Here is a 15,606-nt window from a genome sequence, read left to right as displayed (position 1 = left end):
GAGCTTCGCCGGGCAGGGCGGGCAGGGCGGGCACGGTGAGACTACCTGGTCATCGGTTCACAGCGCCTCCGGCGCCCAGGACCGCCGCCGGTCGGCGCCGGCGGTGTGGCCGCCCACGTCGGCCCGCTCCCGGAACTCGTACCGCTCGCCGTGTCCGGGGTACTCGTCGTAGTCGTCGGTGTCGTCGAGGTCCTCGGGGACCAGGCCCCACACGATGAGGTCGCTGCGGGTCTCGGTCCAGCTGCCGTCCGCGGTCTGGGTGCGCACTATGCAGGCGTTGCGCAGGACGCCCTCGCTGATGCAGCCGATCTTCTGGGCCACTTGCTGGGAGGCGGCGTTGTCGGCGGCGGTGCGCAGTTCGAGGCGCTCGAAGTGCCGGTCGCTGAAGAGCCACTGGGCGACCGCGAGGACGGACTCGCTGGCGTAGCCCTCGCCGCGGGCCCAGGGGGCGGTGAGGTAGCCGACCTCGGTGGTGCGGGTGCGCCAGTCGGTGTTGCGCAGGTGCACGGCGCCGACGAGGCGGTGGGTGAGGAACTCGGTGACGGCGAGGACGATGCCGCGCCCCTCGGTGCGTTCGGCGTGCGAGCGGCGGGTGGCCCAGTCGTGGGCGTCGGCCCGGGTGTAGGGGTGGGGGGCGGAGGTCCAGGCGATGACCTGCTCGTCGTTCATCATCTCGGCGAGCGCGGTGACGTCCTCTTCCTCGAAGGGGCGCAGCACCAGCCGGTCCGTGCTGATGGTGACGTCCGGGAAGGTGGTAGTCATGCGCAGCTCCATGCCTGAGACCGTGGTGCGACCGTGGTGCGGGAGGACCGTTCGTGCGGGTCGTAGGCCACAGCATGCAGCATCGGAAGGGTGATGTGCAGGGCCGGGCTGCCCGGATGCGGGCAGGCGCCGGCCCCGCCCGCCCGGTGTGGGCGGGCGGGGCCGAAGACCCCGGCGGCTCAGGCCGCGGGGGCGCCGAAGGCCGGGGTGACCGAGCCCTGGTACTTGTCCTCGATGAACTTCTTGACCTCGTCGGAGTTCAGGAGCTTGGCGAGCTTCTGGATGCGCGGGTCGTTCTGGTTGCCGTCCTTGACCGCGAGGAAGTTGGCGTAGGGGTTGCCCTCGGCCTTCTCCAGGATCAGGGCGTCCTTGGCGGGCGCGAGCTTGGCTTCCAGGGCGTAGTTGCCGTTGATGACGGCGGCGTCGACGTCGTTCAGGGCGCGCGGGACCGTGGCGGCCTCCAGCTCCTTGAACTCCAGGCCCTTCTTGTCGGTGATGTCGGACAGCTTGGCGCCGGTGCCGACACCCTCCTTGAGGGTGATCAGGTTGTTGGCGGCGAGCAGCTGGAGCGCGCGGCCCTCGTTGGTGGTGTCGTTGGGGACGGCGATCGTCTGGCCGGCCTTGATGTCACCGATGGCCTTGACCTTCTTGGAGTAGAGGCCGAGGGGCTCCAGGTGCACGTTGACGACGGGCACGATGTGGGTGCCGTTCTTCTTGTTGAAGTCGTCGAGGTACGGCTTGTGCTGGAAGTAGTTGCCGTCGACCTGGCCCTGCTCGGTGGCGGTGTTGGGCAGGACGTAGTCGGTGAACTCCTTCACCTCCAGCTTCAGCCCGTCCTTGGCCGCCAGCTTGTCCTTGACGAAGTTCAGGATGTCGGCGTGGGGGCTCGGGGATGCCGCGATGACGAGCGGCTTGCTCGCGTCGGTCTTGCCGCCGTCGGCCTTGGTGGAGGACGGGTCCGAGGAGCTGCCGCAGGCGGTGAGGCCGAGGGCGAGCGCGGCGGAGGCGGCGGCGAAGGCGGTGAGCTTGATGTTCTGACGCACGAAGAGTGCCTTTCATTGCTTGCAAGTGCGCGGATCGTGCGCAGGTCTTGCGGGGTGGTGGCCCAAGCACGACAAGTGCGGGCTCTCTTGGGGGTGGGTCTGTGGGGCCGTCGCGGTTCAGGCGGTGCGGCCGCGGCGGGCGAGGAGGCGTACGACGCCGTCGCCGATCAGCTGGATCACCGTGACGAGTGCGATCAGGACGACGACGGTGGCGACCATGAAGCCGGTCTCGAAGCGCTGGAAGCCGTAGGTGATGGCCTTGGAGCCGAGCCCCTCGCCGCCGACCGCGCCCGCCATCGCCGAGTAGCCGACGAGGGTGATGACGGTGGTGGTGACGCCGGCGATCAGGGAGGGCAGGGCCTGCGGCAGCAGGACCTTGCCGACCAGGGTCGGGATACCGCCGCCCATGGACTCGACGGCTTCGACGAGGCCGTGGTCCACCTCGCGGACGGCCGTCTCGACGAGCCGGGCGAAGAAGGGGACGGCGCCGATGGCGAGCGGAACGATCATGGCGGTGGGGCCGATGAAGGTGCCGACGACGGCGGTGGTGACCGGGATCAGGGCGATCAGCAGGATGATGAACGGCAGCGAGCGGCCTATGTTCACGATCACGCCGAGCGCCTTGTTGAGCGGCTGGTTCTGGAGCAGGCCGCCGCGGTCGGTGAGGACGAGCAGGATGCCGATGGGCAGTCCGCCTGCGACGGTGACCAGCGTCGACCACAGCACCATGTAGAGGGTGTCGTAGGTGCCCTGGGTGAGCAGGGGCTGCATTTCCGACCAGGTCACTTGGCACCGTCCTTGACGAGCTCGGCGAGCTCCGCGTCAGCGATCACGTCTTCGTCCACGTCCTGGGCCGGATCGGCGTCCTCTTCGACCACGTCGACCTGGAGGCCCTGCTCGCGCAGGAAGCCGACCGGGACGACGTTCTCCTCGTAGCGGCCGGGCAGCTCGATGCGCATCCGGCCGACCTGCTTGCCCGCGACGGTGTCCATCGCCGCGCCCAGGATCGAGATGTCGATGTTGTACGTCCGGGCGAGCTGGGAGATGACCGGCCGGGTCGCGGCCTCGCCGTGGAAGGTGACGTCGATGACCGTGCGGTCGGGGCCGGTGGCGGCGCCGCTGACGGGGAAGAGTTCGCCGGCGAGCTGTGAGCCGGGGGTGGCCAGCAGTTCCGGGACGGTGCCGGACTCGATGATCCGGCCGCCCTTCATCAGCGCGGCCGAGTCGCAGACGGCCTTGACCACGTCCATCTCGTGCGTGATCAGCAGCACGGTCAGGCCGAGCTGGCGGTTGAGGTCGCGCAGCAGCTGGAGGATGGAGCGGGTGGTCTCGGGGTCGAGCGCGCTGGTGGCCTCGTCGGAGAGGAGCACCTTGGGGTCGCCGGCCAGGGCGCGGGCGATGCCGACGCGCTGCTTCTGGCCGCCGGAGAGCTGGCCGGGGTAGGCCTTCGCCTTGTCGGCGAGGCCGACGAGGTCGAGGAGCTCGGCGGCCTTGCGGGAGCGTTCGCGGCCGGAGACGCCGAGGATCTCCAGGGGCAGCTCGATGTTGCCCTGGACGGTGCGCGAGGACAGCAGGTTGAAGTGCTGGAAGACCATGCCGATGCGGCTGCGGGCCTGGCGCAACTCCTTGCCCGCGCGGCGGCCGCGGCCGGCGAGCGCGGTGAGGTCGACGCCGTCGACGGTCACCGTGCCGCTGGTGGGGCGCTCCAGCAGGTTCACGCAGCGGATGAGGGAGGACTTGCCGGCGCCGCTCTGGCCGATGACGCCGTACACCTCTCCCTCCCTTACATGGAGGTCGACGCCGTCCAGGGCGGTGACCTCGCGGCCACGGGACTGGTAGACCTTCGTGAGGCCCGATGTGGTGATCACAGGATTTCCGTCGCTGTCGAGTGCGCGGCGCAGCGGGGTGCCGGCACGGGGCAAACATCTGGCACGCGATACGGGTCGCACCGTCACAAAAGGGTGAGGCGGGCGCATGCGCGGGGCGGGAGCGTTTCCGGGTGTCACACGGTGGTGTCCACGGGGCTCGGCCGGTCTCGCTTCGGGGCGCGAGACTGCGGGGAAGGGGCCCTCAGAAGGCGCACATTCGACACATACAACGAGCACCGGGCGTCATCGTCGCCTCGGTCGCAAGGGTGCGGCTGCTCGTCGTGGTCATGGGCCCCAGTAAACCAGACCGATCGGCTCAGCGTTCAACGCTGTCCGCATAGCGGACGCAATGGGGTCACATGCCGGACGGGCGGTGGGAGGGCCGGAGGCGGCCGGCGGAGGTTCGCGGGGGCCCTCCAGGGGCGCGCGCAGCGGATCTTCCGCCCCGTAATACCCTCGCTGCATGCTCGATGCCCTGACGGTCGCCCTCGGCGCGGCCGCCCTCGCCCTCGCCGCCTGGTGCGGTTTCGCCGCGCTGCGGAACCAGCCGACCAAGGACTGGCACTTCATCGGCATGGCCGTGGTGACCGTGCTGGTCCTGGCCCAGCTGGTGGTCGGCCTGGTCAAGCTGGGCTCGGGCGAGAAGCCGGAGCAGGGCACGGTGCTGTTCGTCGCCTACCTTCTGGGCGCCTTCGCGGCGGTCCCGGCGGCCGGGCTGCTCTCGCTCACCGAACGCACGAAGTGGGGCTCGGTGACGGTGGCGGCGGGTGCGGTCGTCCTCGCCGTCCTCGAAGTACGCCTCTACGACATCTGGGGAACCGCCGGTGCCTGATCTGCCCGACACCGAATCCGCCGGGGCCGGCACCGCCGGGGCGCCCGCCCGACGCGAGCGGCTGGTCTCCGGGCCGGGGCTGCTGCTGGTGTGGCTGTACGGGGTGATCACGGTGGGCGCGGTCTCGCGCTCCGCCTTCCAGATCTCCACCGAGTTCGACCGGGCCCCGCTGCCCTACTCGCTGTCGGCGGTGGCCGCGCTGGTGTACGTCTTCATCACGTACTCGCTGGTGCGCGGTGGGGAGACGGCCCGCAAGGCGGCGCGGGTGTGCTGCGCCGCCGAGCTCACCGGGGTGCTCGTCGTCGGAACCTGGACCGTGCTGCGGCCCGAGGCGTTCCCCGACTCGACCGTGTGGTCGCAGTTCGGCATGGGCTACCTGTTCATCCCGGTGATCCTGCCGGTCACCGGGATGCTCTGGCTGCGCGCGAAGCGCTGACGCGCGGGCGGGCCCGAAAGGGGCTCACGGGCGGGCCCGGAAGGGGTTCAGGCGCTGACCGCGAAGTCGGCCGCGTCCTTCGCCTCCTTCTCCAGGATGACGAGGTGGACCCCGTCGGAGGCGGTCCGGTCGCCGACCCTCACGTAGCCCGCCTTGCGGTAGAGCCGCAGGTTGGACTCGCTCTTGTGGCCGGTGTGCAGCCGGAACCGGCTGGTGCCGCTGTTGCCCGCGAGGGCCTCCTCCACCGCGCGCAGCAGGCGGGCGCCGAGCCCGTGGCCCTGCAGCCGGGGGTGGACGCACAGCTTGGCGATCTTTCCGGTGCCGTCCGCGTCGACGTTGCCCCGCACCGTGCCGACGACTTCGTCGCCGAGGCGCGCCACGAGCACGGTGTCGGTCGCGAGCTCCGACTTGAGGGAGTCCAGGGTCTGGGTGAGCGGCTGGATGCGGTAGTTGCCGTACAGCTCGGCCTCGCGCTGGAACGCCAGGTACTGGAGCTTGAAGATCTGCTCGACGTCCTCGGCGGCTGCCGCCGAAATGGTCACGCTCATACCCATGTGCGCATGCCTCCAGCTCACCTGGTAGCCCGTTGGTCTACCGCTCCATTCCCCGAAGGCGTGGAGCCGCAACCTCTGCAGCCAGCATTCTGCGCAGACATCCCAGGCAACGGGAACGCACCGGCCCCAAACTTCCTTGTGAGATACCCAACTCTCCTGCGATTTCACGGTAAGTGAGGTCCCTCGGCGACAAAAGTGCCCCTATGAGTTCCGGACACCGTCCGGGCAACCGGGCGACCGCCGACCGGAGGACCCGCCGCTGCTCCCCGTGCAGCACGGCGTCCTCGGGGTCGGCGCCGGCGCAACCGGGCCGCGCCCCGTACGGCACCTCGCGCAGGGCCCGTCGCCTGGCCCGGCGGGCCTCCGCGCGCACCGCCCGGCGCAGCCAGCGGGCCCGTTCGGCGGAGGCGTCCGCCGCGGCGCCGGCCGGCCCGGGAGCGGCGGGGCCGCGTTCGAGCAGCCTGACCCAGACGGCCTGCTCCAGGTCGGCGGCGTCGACCCCGGCGGCCGGGGCCTCCGCCGCGGCCTCGGCGGAGAGCAGCGGGCCCAGCTCGTTCAGGAGGTCGGTGTCCTTCATGGCGTCCATGCCGGGCGGGACGCGACGGCTGTGCCCGGCGGTTTCCCCGCCGGGCACAGCACACTCGTACGAGAAGATCCGCCCGGTCGTTGACGCCGCGTCGGCGCCGGGGGCGGGCGGAGGCGCGGCGGTACGGGCGGGAGCGCGGCGCTACCGGCGGGGCGCGGCGCTACGGGCGCGCGCCCCTCCCGGGCCGGAAGGCCTCGGCCGCCAACAGCCCCGTGTCCGGGTTGTCGGTGAAGATGCCGTCGATCCCGAGCTCGAAGTAGCGGCGGAAGGCGCCGAAGGCGTCACCGTAGGCGTTCGGGTCGGTGCCCTTGCGGTACTCGGCCGGCAGGAAGGTGTTCTCGTTGCGCGCGGTGTAGGGGTGCAGCACCAGCCGCTGGGCGTGGGCGTCGCGCACGAGGGTCGTCGGGGTGCCCAGCCTGCCGTCCGCGTCGCGCGGCACGATCAGGTCGAGGGTGGGGCCGATGCCCTGGGCGAAGCCGGCGATCCACTGGAGGCCCTCGGGCGTGACGAGGTCGGCGACGGTGCGGGGGTCCTTGGCCAGCTCGAAGTCCCAGGGGCGGGTGTTCGCGGCCCCGAGCAGCACGACGCGCGGCGCGGAGACCAGCCGGGAGAGCCGCTGGATGCTGGACGGCTCGAAGGACTGGAGGAACAGCGGCGCGTTCCTGCCGTCGCGGCCGTAGCGGCGCAGCAGCTTGGCGAGGGGCTCCTCCAGGGCGAGGCCCAGTGCCCGGAAATAGCTGGGGTGCTTGGTCTCGACGTGGAGCCAGACCCTCTTGCCGCGTCGGCGCCCCTCCTGGTCGGCCCAGCGCAGCACCTCCTCGAAGGTCGGGACGTCCCACCGGCCGTCGTAGAGCGTGTTGCGCTGGCGGACGGCGGGGATACGTTCCTTCGCGCGCAGGGTCTTGAGTTCGGCGAGGGTGAAGTCCTCGGTGAACCAGCCGGTGACCGGCACCCCGTCGACGGACTTGGTGGTCCGGCGGGAGGCGAAGCCGGGGTGGTCGGCGACATCGGTGGTGCCGCCGATCTCGTTCTCGTGACGGCAGACCAGATGGCCGTCCTTGGTGGGGACGAGGTCCTGCTCGATAACGTCGGCCCCGAGGTCGAGGGCCAGTTGGTAGGAGCCCAGGGTGTGCTCGGGCCGGTAGCCGCTGGAACCGCGGTGGCCGACGATCAGCGGGAGGGGGAGGTCCCGGTAGCCGCCCTCGTGGCCGGCGGCCGCGGCGGCCGGGCCTGCCGCCAGTCCGGTGATCCCGCTCCCCGCCGCGAGTACCGCGGCCCCCAGGACCGTACGCCGTGCCGCCCCGCCCTGCGTCATGAGTGCACTCCCTGTTTCTGAGGGCCGCCCGCCCAGGGATTTCCAGGTCACGAGGCCTGCCCGGCCCGCCGATGGTAGGCGGCGGGCGGTGGCGGGGAGGAGGTCCCGGGGGGAACATGGCGCAAACACGCGTCAACATTGCGTATCCGACACGTGAACCCGATGTGCGATCAGGGTTGACCCGCGAGTATCGTCCTCACCTGCACTACCACTGCGTCGTGCGCAGCCGCTTTTCGATGCCGGAGGGCTCACGTTGTTCCGTACCGCGCTCATCAAAGCCACCGTAGGACCGGTCATGCGGCTGATGTTCCGCACCCGGGTGGAGGGCATCGAGAACATCCCGGGCACCGGCCCGGTGATCCTCGCGGGCAATCACCTCACCTTCATCGACTCGATGATCCTGCCGCTCGTGTGTGACCGTACGGTCCACTTCATCGGCAAGGACGAGTACGTGACGGGCAAGGGCCTCAAGGGCCGCCTGATGGCGTGGTTCTTCACGGGCTCCGGCATGATCCCCGTCGACCGCGACGGCGCGAACGGCGGAGTCGCGGCCCTGATGACGGGCCGCCGCATCCTCGAAGAGGGCAGGATCTTCGGCATCTACCCCGAGGGCACCCGCTCCCCCGACGGCCGGCTCTACCGCGGCCGCACCGGGATCGCCCGCCTCACCCTGATGACCGGCGCGCCCGTCGTGCCGTTCGCGGTGATCGGCACGGACAAGCTCCAGCCGGGCGGCAAGGGCATGCCCCGCCCGGGCCGGGTGACCATCCGCTTCGGCGAGCCGATGGAGTTCTCCCGCTACGAGGGCATGGACCGCGACCGCTACGTGCTGCGCGCCGTCACCGACTCGGTGATGGCGGAGGTCATGCGGCTGTCGGGCCAGGAATACGTGGACATGTACGCCACGAAGGCCAAGGAAGCCGGCGTGGCCGAAGCCGCGTAGCTACTGGCGTCGCAGTGACCGGCTGACGCCCGCCGCGGTCGTCGTGGCGAGGACCCAGCCGGTCACCACCAGCAGGTACGACAGCCACTGGTACCAGCCGCCCGGCGCGAAGGCCTCCTCCTGGCCGAAGCCGATGATCGGCAGCATCAGGTCGATCGTGTAGAACACCGGATTGAAGTCCGGCGCCTCACCCTGCTTGAGTTCCCTCGGGTGGTGGAGGGCGTACGCGAGCGAGCCCGTCACCAGCAGGGCCAGCAACCAGAGCGTGGCGCGCAGGGGCCGGAAGCCGTAGCCCACGGTGGCGTCCTGGAGGAGCCCCCACAGCCTGGCGTACCGGGGCAGGGTGCGGCGGTGCCGGCGGAGTTTGGCCAGCTGCACGGTCCGGGCGGCCGCCTCGTCCCCGGCGGTGCGGTAGGCCGCGGCGAGCTGTTCGTAGGCGTACGGGAGGTACCCCGACTCCTCCCGCTCCAGCGCGGGCAGGCGTTCTCCGGCGGGCAGGTGCGGGGCGAGGGTGCGGTAGGTGAGGCCGTCGACGGCGATCCGCTCAGGCCAGGTCCGCGGCTCTATGTGGAGCATGTCGAAGGTAGAGCGGCGCAGGTTCACGACGCCCCGGATCGGCGGGCACCGGCGCAGCCACAGCTCACCGATGGAGCAGCTGGAGGCGCGCAGGGCGGTCCCGCCGGGGTTGGCGAGGTCGCTGCGGGTGAACATGGCCTGGCCGGGGATGCGCGATCCGCTGAGGTTGACCATGCCGCGGGCGTGCAGCCGGTGGGCGCGCAGGTCGGTTCCGACGGTCAGCGTCTCGGCGTGCAGGGCTATCCCTGCGGGGGCGAGCAGCCGGGCGCCGTCGAGCTGGATCTGTCCGCCCACCGTGGCGCCGTTCAGGCGCAGTTGGCCGTGGACGGTGAGGTCGTTGGCGATGATGTCGGTACCGACTTCCGCGTGGTTGAGCTGGAGCGCGGCCTCGCCCGCCTCCTCACCGGGGGCCGGATCGATCACGGCTCCCTGGAGGAAGAGGCCCCCGGCGATCCGGGCGCCCTGGAGGCGGACGGGCCCGGTGATCCGGCAGCAGGAGAGCCGCAGCACCACCTCGACGCGCACCGTGGCGGCGGTCAGGCCCGGCAGGGTCGAGAAACCGAGGACGAGCGCCTTCAACTGGGCCCCGTACAGCAGCGGTTTGCGCTCGAACCAGCAGTCCCGCAGCCGGATCGGGTGGTCGACGACGGCGAACCTGAGGTCGAGTGCGCCGGTGATCCGGGCGCCCTTGATCTTGAGACCGGCGACCTGGCCCGCCGCGGCCGGCCGGGCCCCGAGCAGGAGGGCCCGGAGCACCTCGGCACGGACGGTGCGGCCGGGTCCCCACCCGGCCCCGTCGACGGAGCTGTCCCCGGGCTCTTCGCGGAAGTCGACGCCCTCGCCGCGCGGGAAGGCGTCCCATACGCGGCGTTCGGCGGGCGTCAGATCGTCGGTCTCCATCGCCGGGATGGTGTCCCGAAGATCGACGGAGTGTCAACTTAGGCCGGAGCAACACGCCTTGGGATGACTCAGTGCTCGATGCCGTCCTGGAGCTCCTGGCCGCGCAGCAGGAACCAGGCGGCCGCGGCCGTGGCGAGCAGCACGGCCGCGCCGACGCCCGAGGCGAGCCGCAGCCCGTCGACGAAGGCCTCCTGGGCCGCGCCGACCATCGTCTGGGCGGTCTGCGGGTCCAGCATCCGGCCCGCTTCGACGGCGCCGCCCAGCGATTCGTGCGCGGATTCCGCGACGGCGGCGGGGACCGAGGCCGGGGCGGTGAAGCCCTGGTAGACGCCGGTCACGATGGAGCCGAGCAGGGCGATGCCGAGGGCTGCGCCCAGTTCGTAGGCGGTCTCGGAGACGGCGGAGGCCGAACCGGCCTGCTCCTTGGGCACGCTGGAGAGGATCACGTCGGCGGTGACGGTGAAGGAGAAACCGGCGCCGAGACCGACGACGAGCAGGGCCGCGCCGAGCAGCGGGTAGGCGCTGTCCTTGTGGATCAGGGTGAGCGCGCCCAGGGCCACGCCGATCGCGGAGAGGCCGCCGCTGACCAGCACGCGGACCGAGTACCGGCGGGCGTAGCGGCCGGCGACCAGTCCGGTGGCGACGGCGCCGATGGCGGCGGGCAACTCGGCCAGGCCCGCCTCCAGCGGATCGCGGCCCTGCACGAGCTGGAGGAACTGGGACAGGAAGAAGACGAGTCCGGACAGCCCGAAGACGGTGAGCAGGTCGGCGAGGACCGCGCCGGAGAAGCCGCGGTGCTTGAACAGCCGCATGTCGAGGAGCGGCGCGCTCAGCGTGAACTGGCGCCTCACGAAGGCGTACAGGGCGCCGGCGCCGAGGACGGCGGCGGCCCCGACCTCCCAGGTGACGCCGTGGGTGGCGGCTTCCTTGACGGCGTAGACCACGCCGATGATGCCGACGAGCGAGAGGGCGACGCTGAGCAGGTCCCAGGGGCCGGCGACGGGGTTCTTCGACTCGGGCAGCAGCTTCACGCCGACGACGACCAGGACGGCCATCACGGGCAGGTTGATGAGGAAGACCGAGCCCCAGTAGAAGTGCTGGAGCAGGGCTCCGCCGACGACGGGTCCGACCGCGGCTCCGGCCGAGGCGGTGGCGCCCCAGATGCCGATGGCGAGGCTGCGCTCGCGCGGGTCGTGGAAGATGTTGCGGATCAGCGCGAGGGTGGACGGCATGAGGGTCGCGCCGGCCACGCCGAGTAGCGCCCGGGCGGCGATCATCATCTCGGGGCTGGTCGCGTAGGCGTTCAGCACGGAGACCGCGCCGAAGGCGGTGGCGCCTATGAGCAGCAGCTTCTTGCGGCCGATGCGGTCGCCGAGGGAGCCCATGGAGACGAGGAGACCGGCGATGACGAAGGAGTAGATGTCGCCGATCCACAGCAGCTGGGTGCCGGACGGCTTGAGGTCCTCGCTGAGGGAGGGGGTGGCCAGACCGAGTACGGTGGCGTCGACCGCGACCAGCAGGACGGCCAGGACGAGTACGGAGAGCGCGAGCCAACGGCCGCTGCTGCTTTCCTGCGCCCCCTTCTGCCGCTTGAGCTGTTCGGTTCGGGTCATTTCTCCACACTCCGTCTTGCGCCACCGAGCAGCAACTCGATGATCATGTACTGGAAGTCCTTGGCCGCGACCCGGCCGTCCATGACGGCCCAGGCGCAGGTGCCGATGAGGCCGTAGAGGGCCTCGGTGAGCCAGGCGGGGCTCAGGTCGATCCGGATCGTCCCCTCTTCCTGGCCGCGCCGGAACAGCGCGCTGACGCGGGCGTCGAGCCGGGCCCATCCCTCGTGGACCTGATCGCCCTCGAAGAGCTGGTTCTCGGTGACGAGGAAGGCCAGCAGCTGGGCGTTGGGCTCGGTCTCGGCGACGAGCCGCCGGAGCGCCTCGACCGCCGTGCCCTCGCCGAGGCGGGCGTTGTCGAACGCCACTTCGAACTCGCGGATGCCCATCTCTTCCAGGGCCCGCACGAGGGCGTCCCGCCCGGCGAAGTGCCGGTGCAGCGTCGCCCGCCCGATCCCGGCGGCACGCGCGACCTCGTCCATCGTCGCGGTCGACTTGCGGGAAAGCAGGGCCGCCGCAGCGCGGAGCACCTGGTCACGATCCATGGCCATGAGACAAGCCTACCCCAAATGAGACGTCCATGTCTCATTACCTGCGATAAATGGGCTGCCGTGGCGGCCGCCGGAAGGAATCCTGCCGAGATGGAACCGCTGAAGCCGTTGCTGTTGATCGATGTCGACGGACCGCTGAATCCCTACGCGGCCAAGCCCCAGCGCCGCCCCGAGGGCTATACCACCCACCGGATGCGCCCGACCGGTTGGACGGAGGCCGAGAGCCGCAAGCCGTTGCGGGTGTGGCTGAACCCCGGGCACGGCGCGGAACTGCTCGCACTGGCGGGCGCGTACGAACTGGTCTGGGCGACGACGTGGAAGGACGAGGCCAACGACTGGGTAGGGCCGCACCTGGGGCTGCCCCGGCTGCCGTTCATCGACTGGCCGCGGATGCACGGGCGGGCACCGCGCGGCACCTTCTGGAAGACGCAGTACGTCCTGGAGTACGCGGCGGGCCGGCCCTTCGCGTGGATCGACGACGACATCACGGCCGAGGACCGGGAGTACGTCGACCAGCGCCATCCCGCGCGGGCGCTGCTCCTGCGGATCGACGAGCGGATCGGCCTGGTGGGGGCGGACTTCGAGGCGCTCGCGGCGTGGGCGGGGCGGAGGGCGTAGAGGGGCGGACGGCGTAGAGGGGCGGACGGCGTAGACGGCGGGAGGGCGGCCGGAGCGGGTGCTCCGGCCGCCCTCACGGGGGGTGACGCGGTTACTGCTTGTGCGCCGCCCAGGCGTGCTGGATGACCAGGTCGGCCTTGAGTTCGGTCAGCTGGACGGCCACGGCCGACGGCGCGGTGCCGCCGCGGCCGTTGCGGGAGGCCAGGGCGCCCTTGACGTTGAGGACCGTGCGGACCTCCGGCGTCAGGTGCTCCGAGATCTTCGAGAACTGCTCGTCCGTGAGCTCGTCCAGCTCGATGCCGAGCGCCTCGCACTCCTTGACGCACTCGCCGGCCACCTCGTGCGCGACCCGGAACGGAACGCCCTGCTTGACCAGCCACTCCGCGATGTCCGTCGCGAGCGAGAAGCCCGCCGGAGCCAGCTCCTCCATCCGCTCGCGGTTGACCGTGAGCGTCGCCATCATGCCGGTGAAGGCGGGCAGCAGGACCTCAAGGGTGTCGCAGGAGTCGAACACCGGCTCCTTGTCCTCCTGGAGGTCGCGGTTGTACGCGAGCGGGAGGGCCTTGAGGGTGGCGAGCAGCCCGGTCAGGTTGCCGATGAGGCGGCCGGACTTGCCGCGCGCCAGCTCCGCGATGTCCGGGTTCTTCTTCTGCGGCATGATCGACGACCCGGTGGAGAAGGCGTCGTGCAGCGTCACGAAGGAGAACTCCTTCGTGTTCCAGATGATGATCTCCTCCGCGATCCGGGACAGGTTGATCCCGATCATCGCAGTGATGAACGCGAACTCGGCGACGAAGTCGCGCGAGGCCGTGCCGTCGATGGAGTTGCCCACCGAGCCGCGCTCGAAGCCGAGGTCCGCGGCGACCGCCTCCGGGTCCAGGCCCAGCGAGGAACCGGCGAGGGCCCCGGAGCCGTACGGGGAGACCGCGGTGCGGGTGTCCCACTGGCGCAGCCGCTCGGCGTCCCGGGACAGGGACTGCACGTGGGCCAGCACGTGGTGGGCGAAGAGCACCGGCTGCGCGTGCTGGAGGTGCGTACGGCCCGGCATGGCCACGTCGGCGTGCGCCTCGGCGAGGCCGACCAGCGCGTCCTGGAGGTCGGCGAGCAGGCCGCCGATGATCCGGGCGTGGTCGCGCAGGTACATCCGGAAGAGGGTGGCCACCTGGTCGTTGCGGGACCGGCCGGCGCGCAGTTTGCCGCCGAGGTCGGCGCCGAGCCGCTCCAGCAGGCCCCGCTCCAGGGCAGTGTGCACGTCCTCGTCGGCGATGGTGCCGGTGAAGGAGCCGTCGGCCACGTCGGCTTCGAGCCGGTCCAGGCCGGCGACCATGCGGTCGAGCTCGTCGGCCGTGAGCAGGCCCGCCTTGGCGAGCACGCGCGCGTGGGCGCGGGACCCGGCGATGTCGTACGGCGCGAGGCGCCAGTCGAAGTGGACGGACGCGGACAGCTTGGCCAGGGCCTCGGCCGGACCGTCGGCGAACCGGCCGCCCCAGAGCCGGACGTCACCGTTGTTGCTGCTCACAGCTACTGCTCCTCAAGAGGGTGGGTGTTCGACCGGCTCCCTGTCGCGGAGGAAACAGGGAGCCGGACTTCGTACTGCATGGAACGACTCGGCTCGGGCGAGGTCGCGGACGCTCCGGCCCCGCTCAGGCGAGGTCGCGGCGCGCTGCGACCTTCGAGGACAGGCCGAAGATCTCGATGAAGCCCTGCGCCTTGGACTGGTCGAAGGTGTCGCCCGAGTCGTAGGTCGCCAGGTTGAAGTCGTACAGCGACTCGTGGGACTTGCGGCCGGTGACGACGGCGCGGCCGCCGTGCAGGGTCATCCGGACGTCCCCGGTGACGTGCTGGTTGGCCTCGTCGATGAAGCCGTCCAGCGCACGCTTGAGCGGGGAGAACCACAGCCCGTCGTAGACCAGCTCGCCCCAGCGCTGCTCGACCTGCCGCTTGTAGCGGGCCAGCTCGCGCTCGACGGTGACGTTCTCCAGCTCCTGGTGGGCGGTGATCAGCGCGATCGCGCCCGGGGCCTCGTAGACCTCGCGGGACTTGATGCCGACGAGGCGGTCCTCGACCATGTCGATCCGGCCGATGCCCTGGGCGCCGGCGCGCTCGTTGAGCCGCTGGACGGCCTGGAGCACGGTGACGGGCTCGCCGTCGAGGGCGACGGGGACGCCCGCCTTGAAGGAGATGACGACCTCGTCGGCCTCGCGCGCGGTGGCCGGGTTCGCGGTGTATTCGTAGATGTCCTCGATCGGGGCGTTCCAGATGTCCTCCAGGAAGCCCGTCTCCACGGCGCGTCCGAAGACGTTCTGGTCGATGGAGTACGGGGACTTCTTGGTGGTCGCGATCGGGAGGTCCTTCTGCTCGCAGAAGGCGATGGCCTTGTCGCGGGTCATCGCGTAGTCCCGGACGGGGGCGATGCACTTGAGGCCGGGCCCCAGCGCGGCGATGCCGGCCTCGAAGCGGACCTGGTCGTTGCCCTTGCCGGTGCAGCCGTGGGCGACGGTCGTCGCGCCGTGCTTCTTCGCGGCGGCGACGAGGTGCTTGACGATCACGGGCCGGGAGAGGGCAGAGACCAGCGGGTAGCGGTCCATGTAGAGGGCGTTGGCCTTGATCGCCGGGAGGCAGTACTCGTCCGCGAACTCGTCCCTGGCGTCCGCGACCTCGGCCTCGACGGCGCCGCAGGCGAGCGCGCGCTTGCGGATGACGTCGAGGTCCTCGCCGCCCTGGCCGACGTCCACCGCGACGGCGATGACCTCGGCGCCCGTCTCCTCGGCGATCCAGCCGATGGCGACGGAGGTGTCAAGGCCGCCCGAGTAGGCGAGTACGACGCGCTCGGTCACGGGTTTCTCCTCACGGTGGTCATGGCGGATGCTGCGTTCGACGACAGGCATAACTATGCACTGCTCCGTATGTTTCGTCAATCGAGTTCGGGTCGCAACCCGCCGACCAGCGCGAATATCAGGAGCACCCCTTGCGGCAACGCCCTAGGATCGGCGGTCTGAGCCATTTGGGGAG

General features: G+C 71.0%; 16 protein-coding genes. 4 read left to right on the top strand and 12 right to left on the bottom strand.

The genetic code is table 11. The features are described from left to right. Positions 1-57 precede the first annotated feature (57 nt). From ACIA6C_RS24775 to ACIA6C_RS24760, 4 genes are all read right to left on the bottom strand, one after another. Positions 58-762, bottom strand: a complete 705-nt coding sequence (locus ACIA6C_RS24775; RefSeq protein WP_399279003.1) for a GNAT family N-acetyltransferase — start codon at positions 760-762, stop codon at positions 58-60. 179 nt (positions 763-941) lie between these two features. Continuing rightward, the gene (locus ACIA6C_RS24770; RefSeq protein WP_399279001.1) at positions 942-1,805 is read right to left on the bottom strand and encodes a MetQ/NlpA family ABC transporter substrate-binding protein; all 864 of its coding nucleotides are present in this window, start codon (positions 1,803-1,805) and stop codon (positions 942-944) included. A 117-nt stretch (positions 1,806-1,922) separates the two neighbouring features. Then, positions 1,923-2,591, bottom strand: a complete 669-nt coding sequence (locus ACIA6C_RS24765; protein WP_361133532.1) for a methionine ABC transporter permease — start codon at positions 2,589-2,591, stop codon at positions 1,923-1,925. After that, complete coding sequence (locus ACIA6C_RS24760; protein ID WP_399278999.1) at positions 2,588-3,673, bottom strand: methionine ABC transporter ATP-binding protein; 1,086 nt, start codon at positions 3,671-3,673, stop codon at positions 2,588-2,590. The genes ACIA6C_RS24765 and ACIA6C_RS24760 overlap by 4 nt, the downstream gene beginning before the upstream one ends. A 463-nt stretch (positions 3,674-4,136) precedes the next feature. On the opposite strand from ACIA6C_RS24760, the gene ACIA6C_RS24755 reads away from it, so the two are divergent. Together ACIA6C_RS24755 and ACIA6C_RS24750 are read left to right on the top strand one after the other, a co-directional pair. Beyond that, positions 4,137-4,505, top strand: coding sequence for a hypothetical protein (locus ACIA6C_RS24755; protein WP_361133526.1), 369 nt, complete (start codon positions 4,137-4,139; stop codon positions 4,503-4,505). 1 nt (position 4,506) lies between these two features. Next, positions 4,507-4,941: a hypothetical protein gene (locus tag ACIA6C_RS24750; RefSeq protein WP_361133823.1), complete on the top strand. Its 435-nt coding sequence runs from the start codon at positions 4,507-4,509 to the stop codon at positions 4,939-4,941. Positions 4,942-4,988: 47 nt separating this feature from the next. Here ACIA6C_RS24750 and ACIA6C_RS24745 read toward each other — a convergent pair whose 3' ends face one another. From ACIA6C_RS24745 to ACIA6C_RS24735, 3 genes are all read right to left on the bottom strand, one after another. Continuing rightward, complete coding sequence (locus tag ACIA6C_RS24745) at positions 4,989-5,495, bottom strand: GNAT family N-acetyltransferase (protein WP_190185218.1); 507 nt, start codon at positions 5,493-5,495, stop codon at positions 4,989-4,991. Positions 5,496-5,532: 37 nt separating this feature from the next. Next, positions 5,533-6,081 (bottom strand): sigma-70 family RNA polymerase sigma factor, encoded by a 549-nt coding sequence (locus tag ACIA6C_RS24740; protein WP_399279124.1) that lies wholly within the window; start codon positions 6,079-6,081, stop codon positions 5,533-5,535. 160 nt (positions 6,082-6,241) lie between these two features. Next, positions 6,242-7,396 (bottom strand): glycerophosphodiester phosphodiesterase, encoded by a 1,155-nt coding sequence (locus ACIA6C_RS24735; protein ID WP_399278996.1) that lies wholly within the window; start codon positions 7,394-7,396, stop codon positions 6,242-6,244. Between the two features lie 295 nt (positions 7,397-7,691). Between ACIA6C_RS24735 and ACIA6C_RS24730 the strand changes: the two genes are divergently transcribed. Continuing rightward, positions 7,692-8,339 (top strand): lysophospholipid acyltransferase family protein, encoded by a 648-nt coding sequence (locus tag ACIA6C_RS24730; RefSeq protein ID WP_361133520.1) that lies wholly within the window; start codon positions 7,692-7,694, stop codon positions 8,337-8,339. Here the strand turns inward: ACIA6C_RS24730 and ACIA6C_RS24725 are convergent, their stop codons facing one another. The 3 genes from ACIA6C_RS24725 to ACIA6C_RS24715 all read right to left on the bottom strand — a co-directional run bounded on the left by ACIA6C_RS24725 (position 8,340) and on the right by ACIA6C_RS24715 (position 11,976). Next, entirely contained in the window at positions 8,340-9,815 is a 1,476-nt protein-coding gene (locus ACIA6C_RS24725) for a membrane-associated oxidoreductase (protein WP_399278994.1), read from the bottom strand. Positions 9,816-9,883: 68 nt separating this feature from the next. Next, entirely contained in the window at positions 9,884-11,428 is a 1,545-nt protein-coding gene (locus tag ACIA6C_RS24720; RefSeq protein ID WP_399278992.1) for an MFS transporter, read from the bottom strand. Continuing rightward, positions 11,425-11,976, bottom strand: a complete 552-nt coding sequence (locus tag ACIA6C_RS24715; protein WP_361133512.1) for a helix-turn-helix domain-containing protein — start codon at positions 11,974-11,976, stop codon at positions 11,425-11,427. The genes ACIA6C_RS24720 and ACIA6C_RS24715 overlap by 4 nt, the downstream gene beginning before the upstream one ends. 99 nt (positions 11,977-12,075) lie before the next feature. Here ACIA6C_RS24715 and ACIA6C_RS24710 point away from each other — a divergent pair, with 99 nt between their 5' ends. Further along, positions 12,076-12,594, top strand: a complete 519-nt coding sequence (locus ACIA6C_RS24710; protein WP_399279122.1) for an HAD domain-containing protein — start codon at positions 12,076-12,078, stop codon at positions 12,592-12,594. Between the two features lie 91 nt (positions 12,595-12,685). Here the strand turns inward: ACIA6C_RS24710 and argH are convergent, their stop codons facing one another. Then, entirely contained in the window at positions 12,686-14,113 is a 1,428-nt protein-coding gene (argH, locus tag ACIA6C_RS24705; protein ID WP_399278990.1) for an argininosuccinate lyase, read from the bottom strand. Positions 14,114-14,237: 124 nt separating this feature from the next. Continuing rightward, complete coding sequence (locus ACIA6C_RS24700; RefSeq protein ID WP_399278988.1) at positions 14,238-15,431, bottom strand: argininosuccinate synthase; 1,194 nt, start codon at positions 15,429-15,431, stop codon at positions 14,238-14,240. Positions 15,432-15,606: the final 175 nt, after the last annotated feature.

The organism is Streptomyces sp. NPDC051578 (assembly GCF_044454045.1).
Taxonomy (GTDB): domain Bacteria; phylum Actinomycetota; class Actinomycetes; order Streptomycetales; family Streptomycetaceae; genus Streptomyces.
This window is presented reverse-complemented; position numbering and strand designations above follow the sequence as displayed.

Excerpts from the sequence above, each read along its gene's own strand:
- ACIA6C_RS24755 (WP_361133526.1), top strand. The coding sequence starts at position 4,137 with ATGCTCGATGCCCTGACGGTCGCCCTCGGCGCGGCCGCCCTCGCCCTC.
- ACIA6C_RS24715 (WP_361133512.1), bottom strand. The coding sequence starts at position 11,976 with ATGGCCATGGATCGTGACCAGGTGCTCCGCGCTGCGGCGGCCCTGCTT.
- ACIA6C_RS24725 (WP_399278994.1), bottom strand. The coding sequence starts at position 9,815 with ATGGAGACCGACGATCTGACGCCCGCCGAACGCCGCGTATGGGACGCC.
- ACIA6C_RS24720 (WP_399278992.1), bottom strand. The coding sequence starts at position 11,428 with ATGACCCGAACCGAACAGCTCAAGCGGCAGAAGGGGGCGCAGGAAAGC.
- ACIA6C_RS24775 (WP_399279003.1), bottom strand. The coding sequence starts at position 762 with ATGACTACCACCTTCCCGGACGTCACCATCAGCACGGACCGGCTGGTG.
- ACIA6C_RS24745 (WP_190185218.1), bottom strand. The coding sequence starts at position 5,495 with ATGGGTATGAGCGTGACCATTTCGGCGGCAGCCGCCGAGGACGTCGAG.
- ACIA6C_RS24730 (WP_361133520.1), top strand. The coding sequence starts at position 7,692 with ATGCGGCTGATGTTCCGCACCCGGGTGGAGGGCATCGAGAACATCCCG.
- ACIA6C_RS24740 (WP_399279124.1), bottom strand. The coding sequence starts at position 6,081 with ATGGACGCCATGAAGGACACCGACCTCCTGAACGAGCTGGGCCCGCTG.
- ACIA6C_RS24735 (WP_399278996.1), bottom strand. The coding sequence starts at position 7,396 with ATGACGCAGGGCGGGGCGGCACGGCGTACGGTCCTGGGGGCCGCGGTA.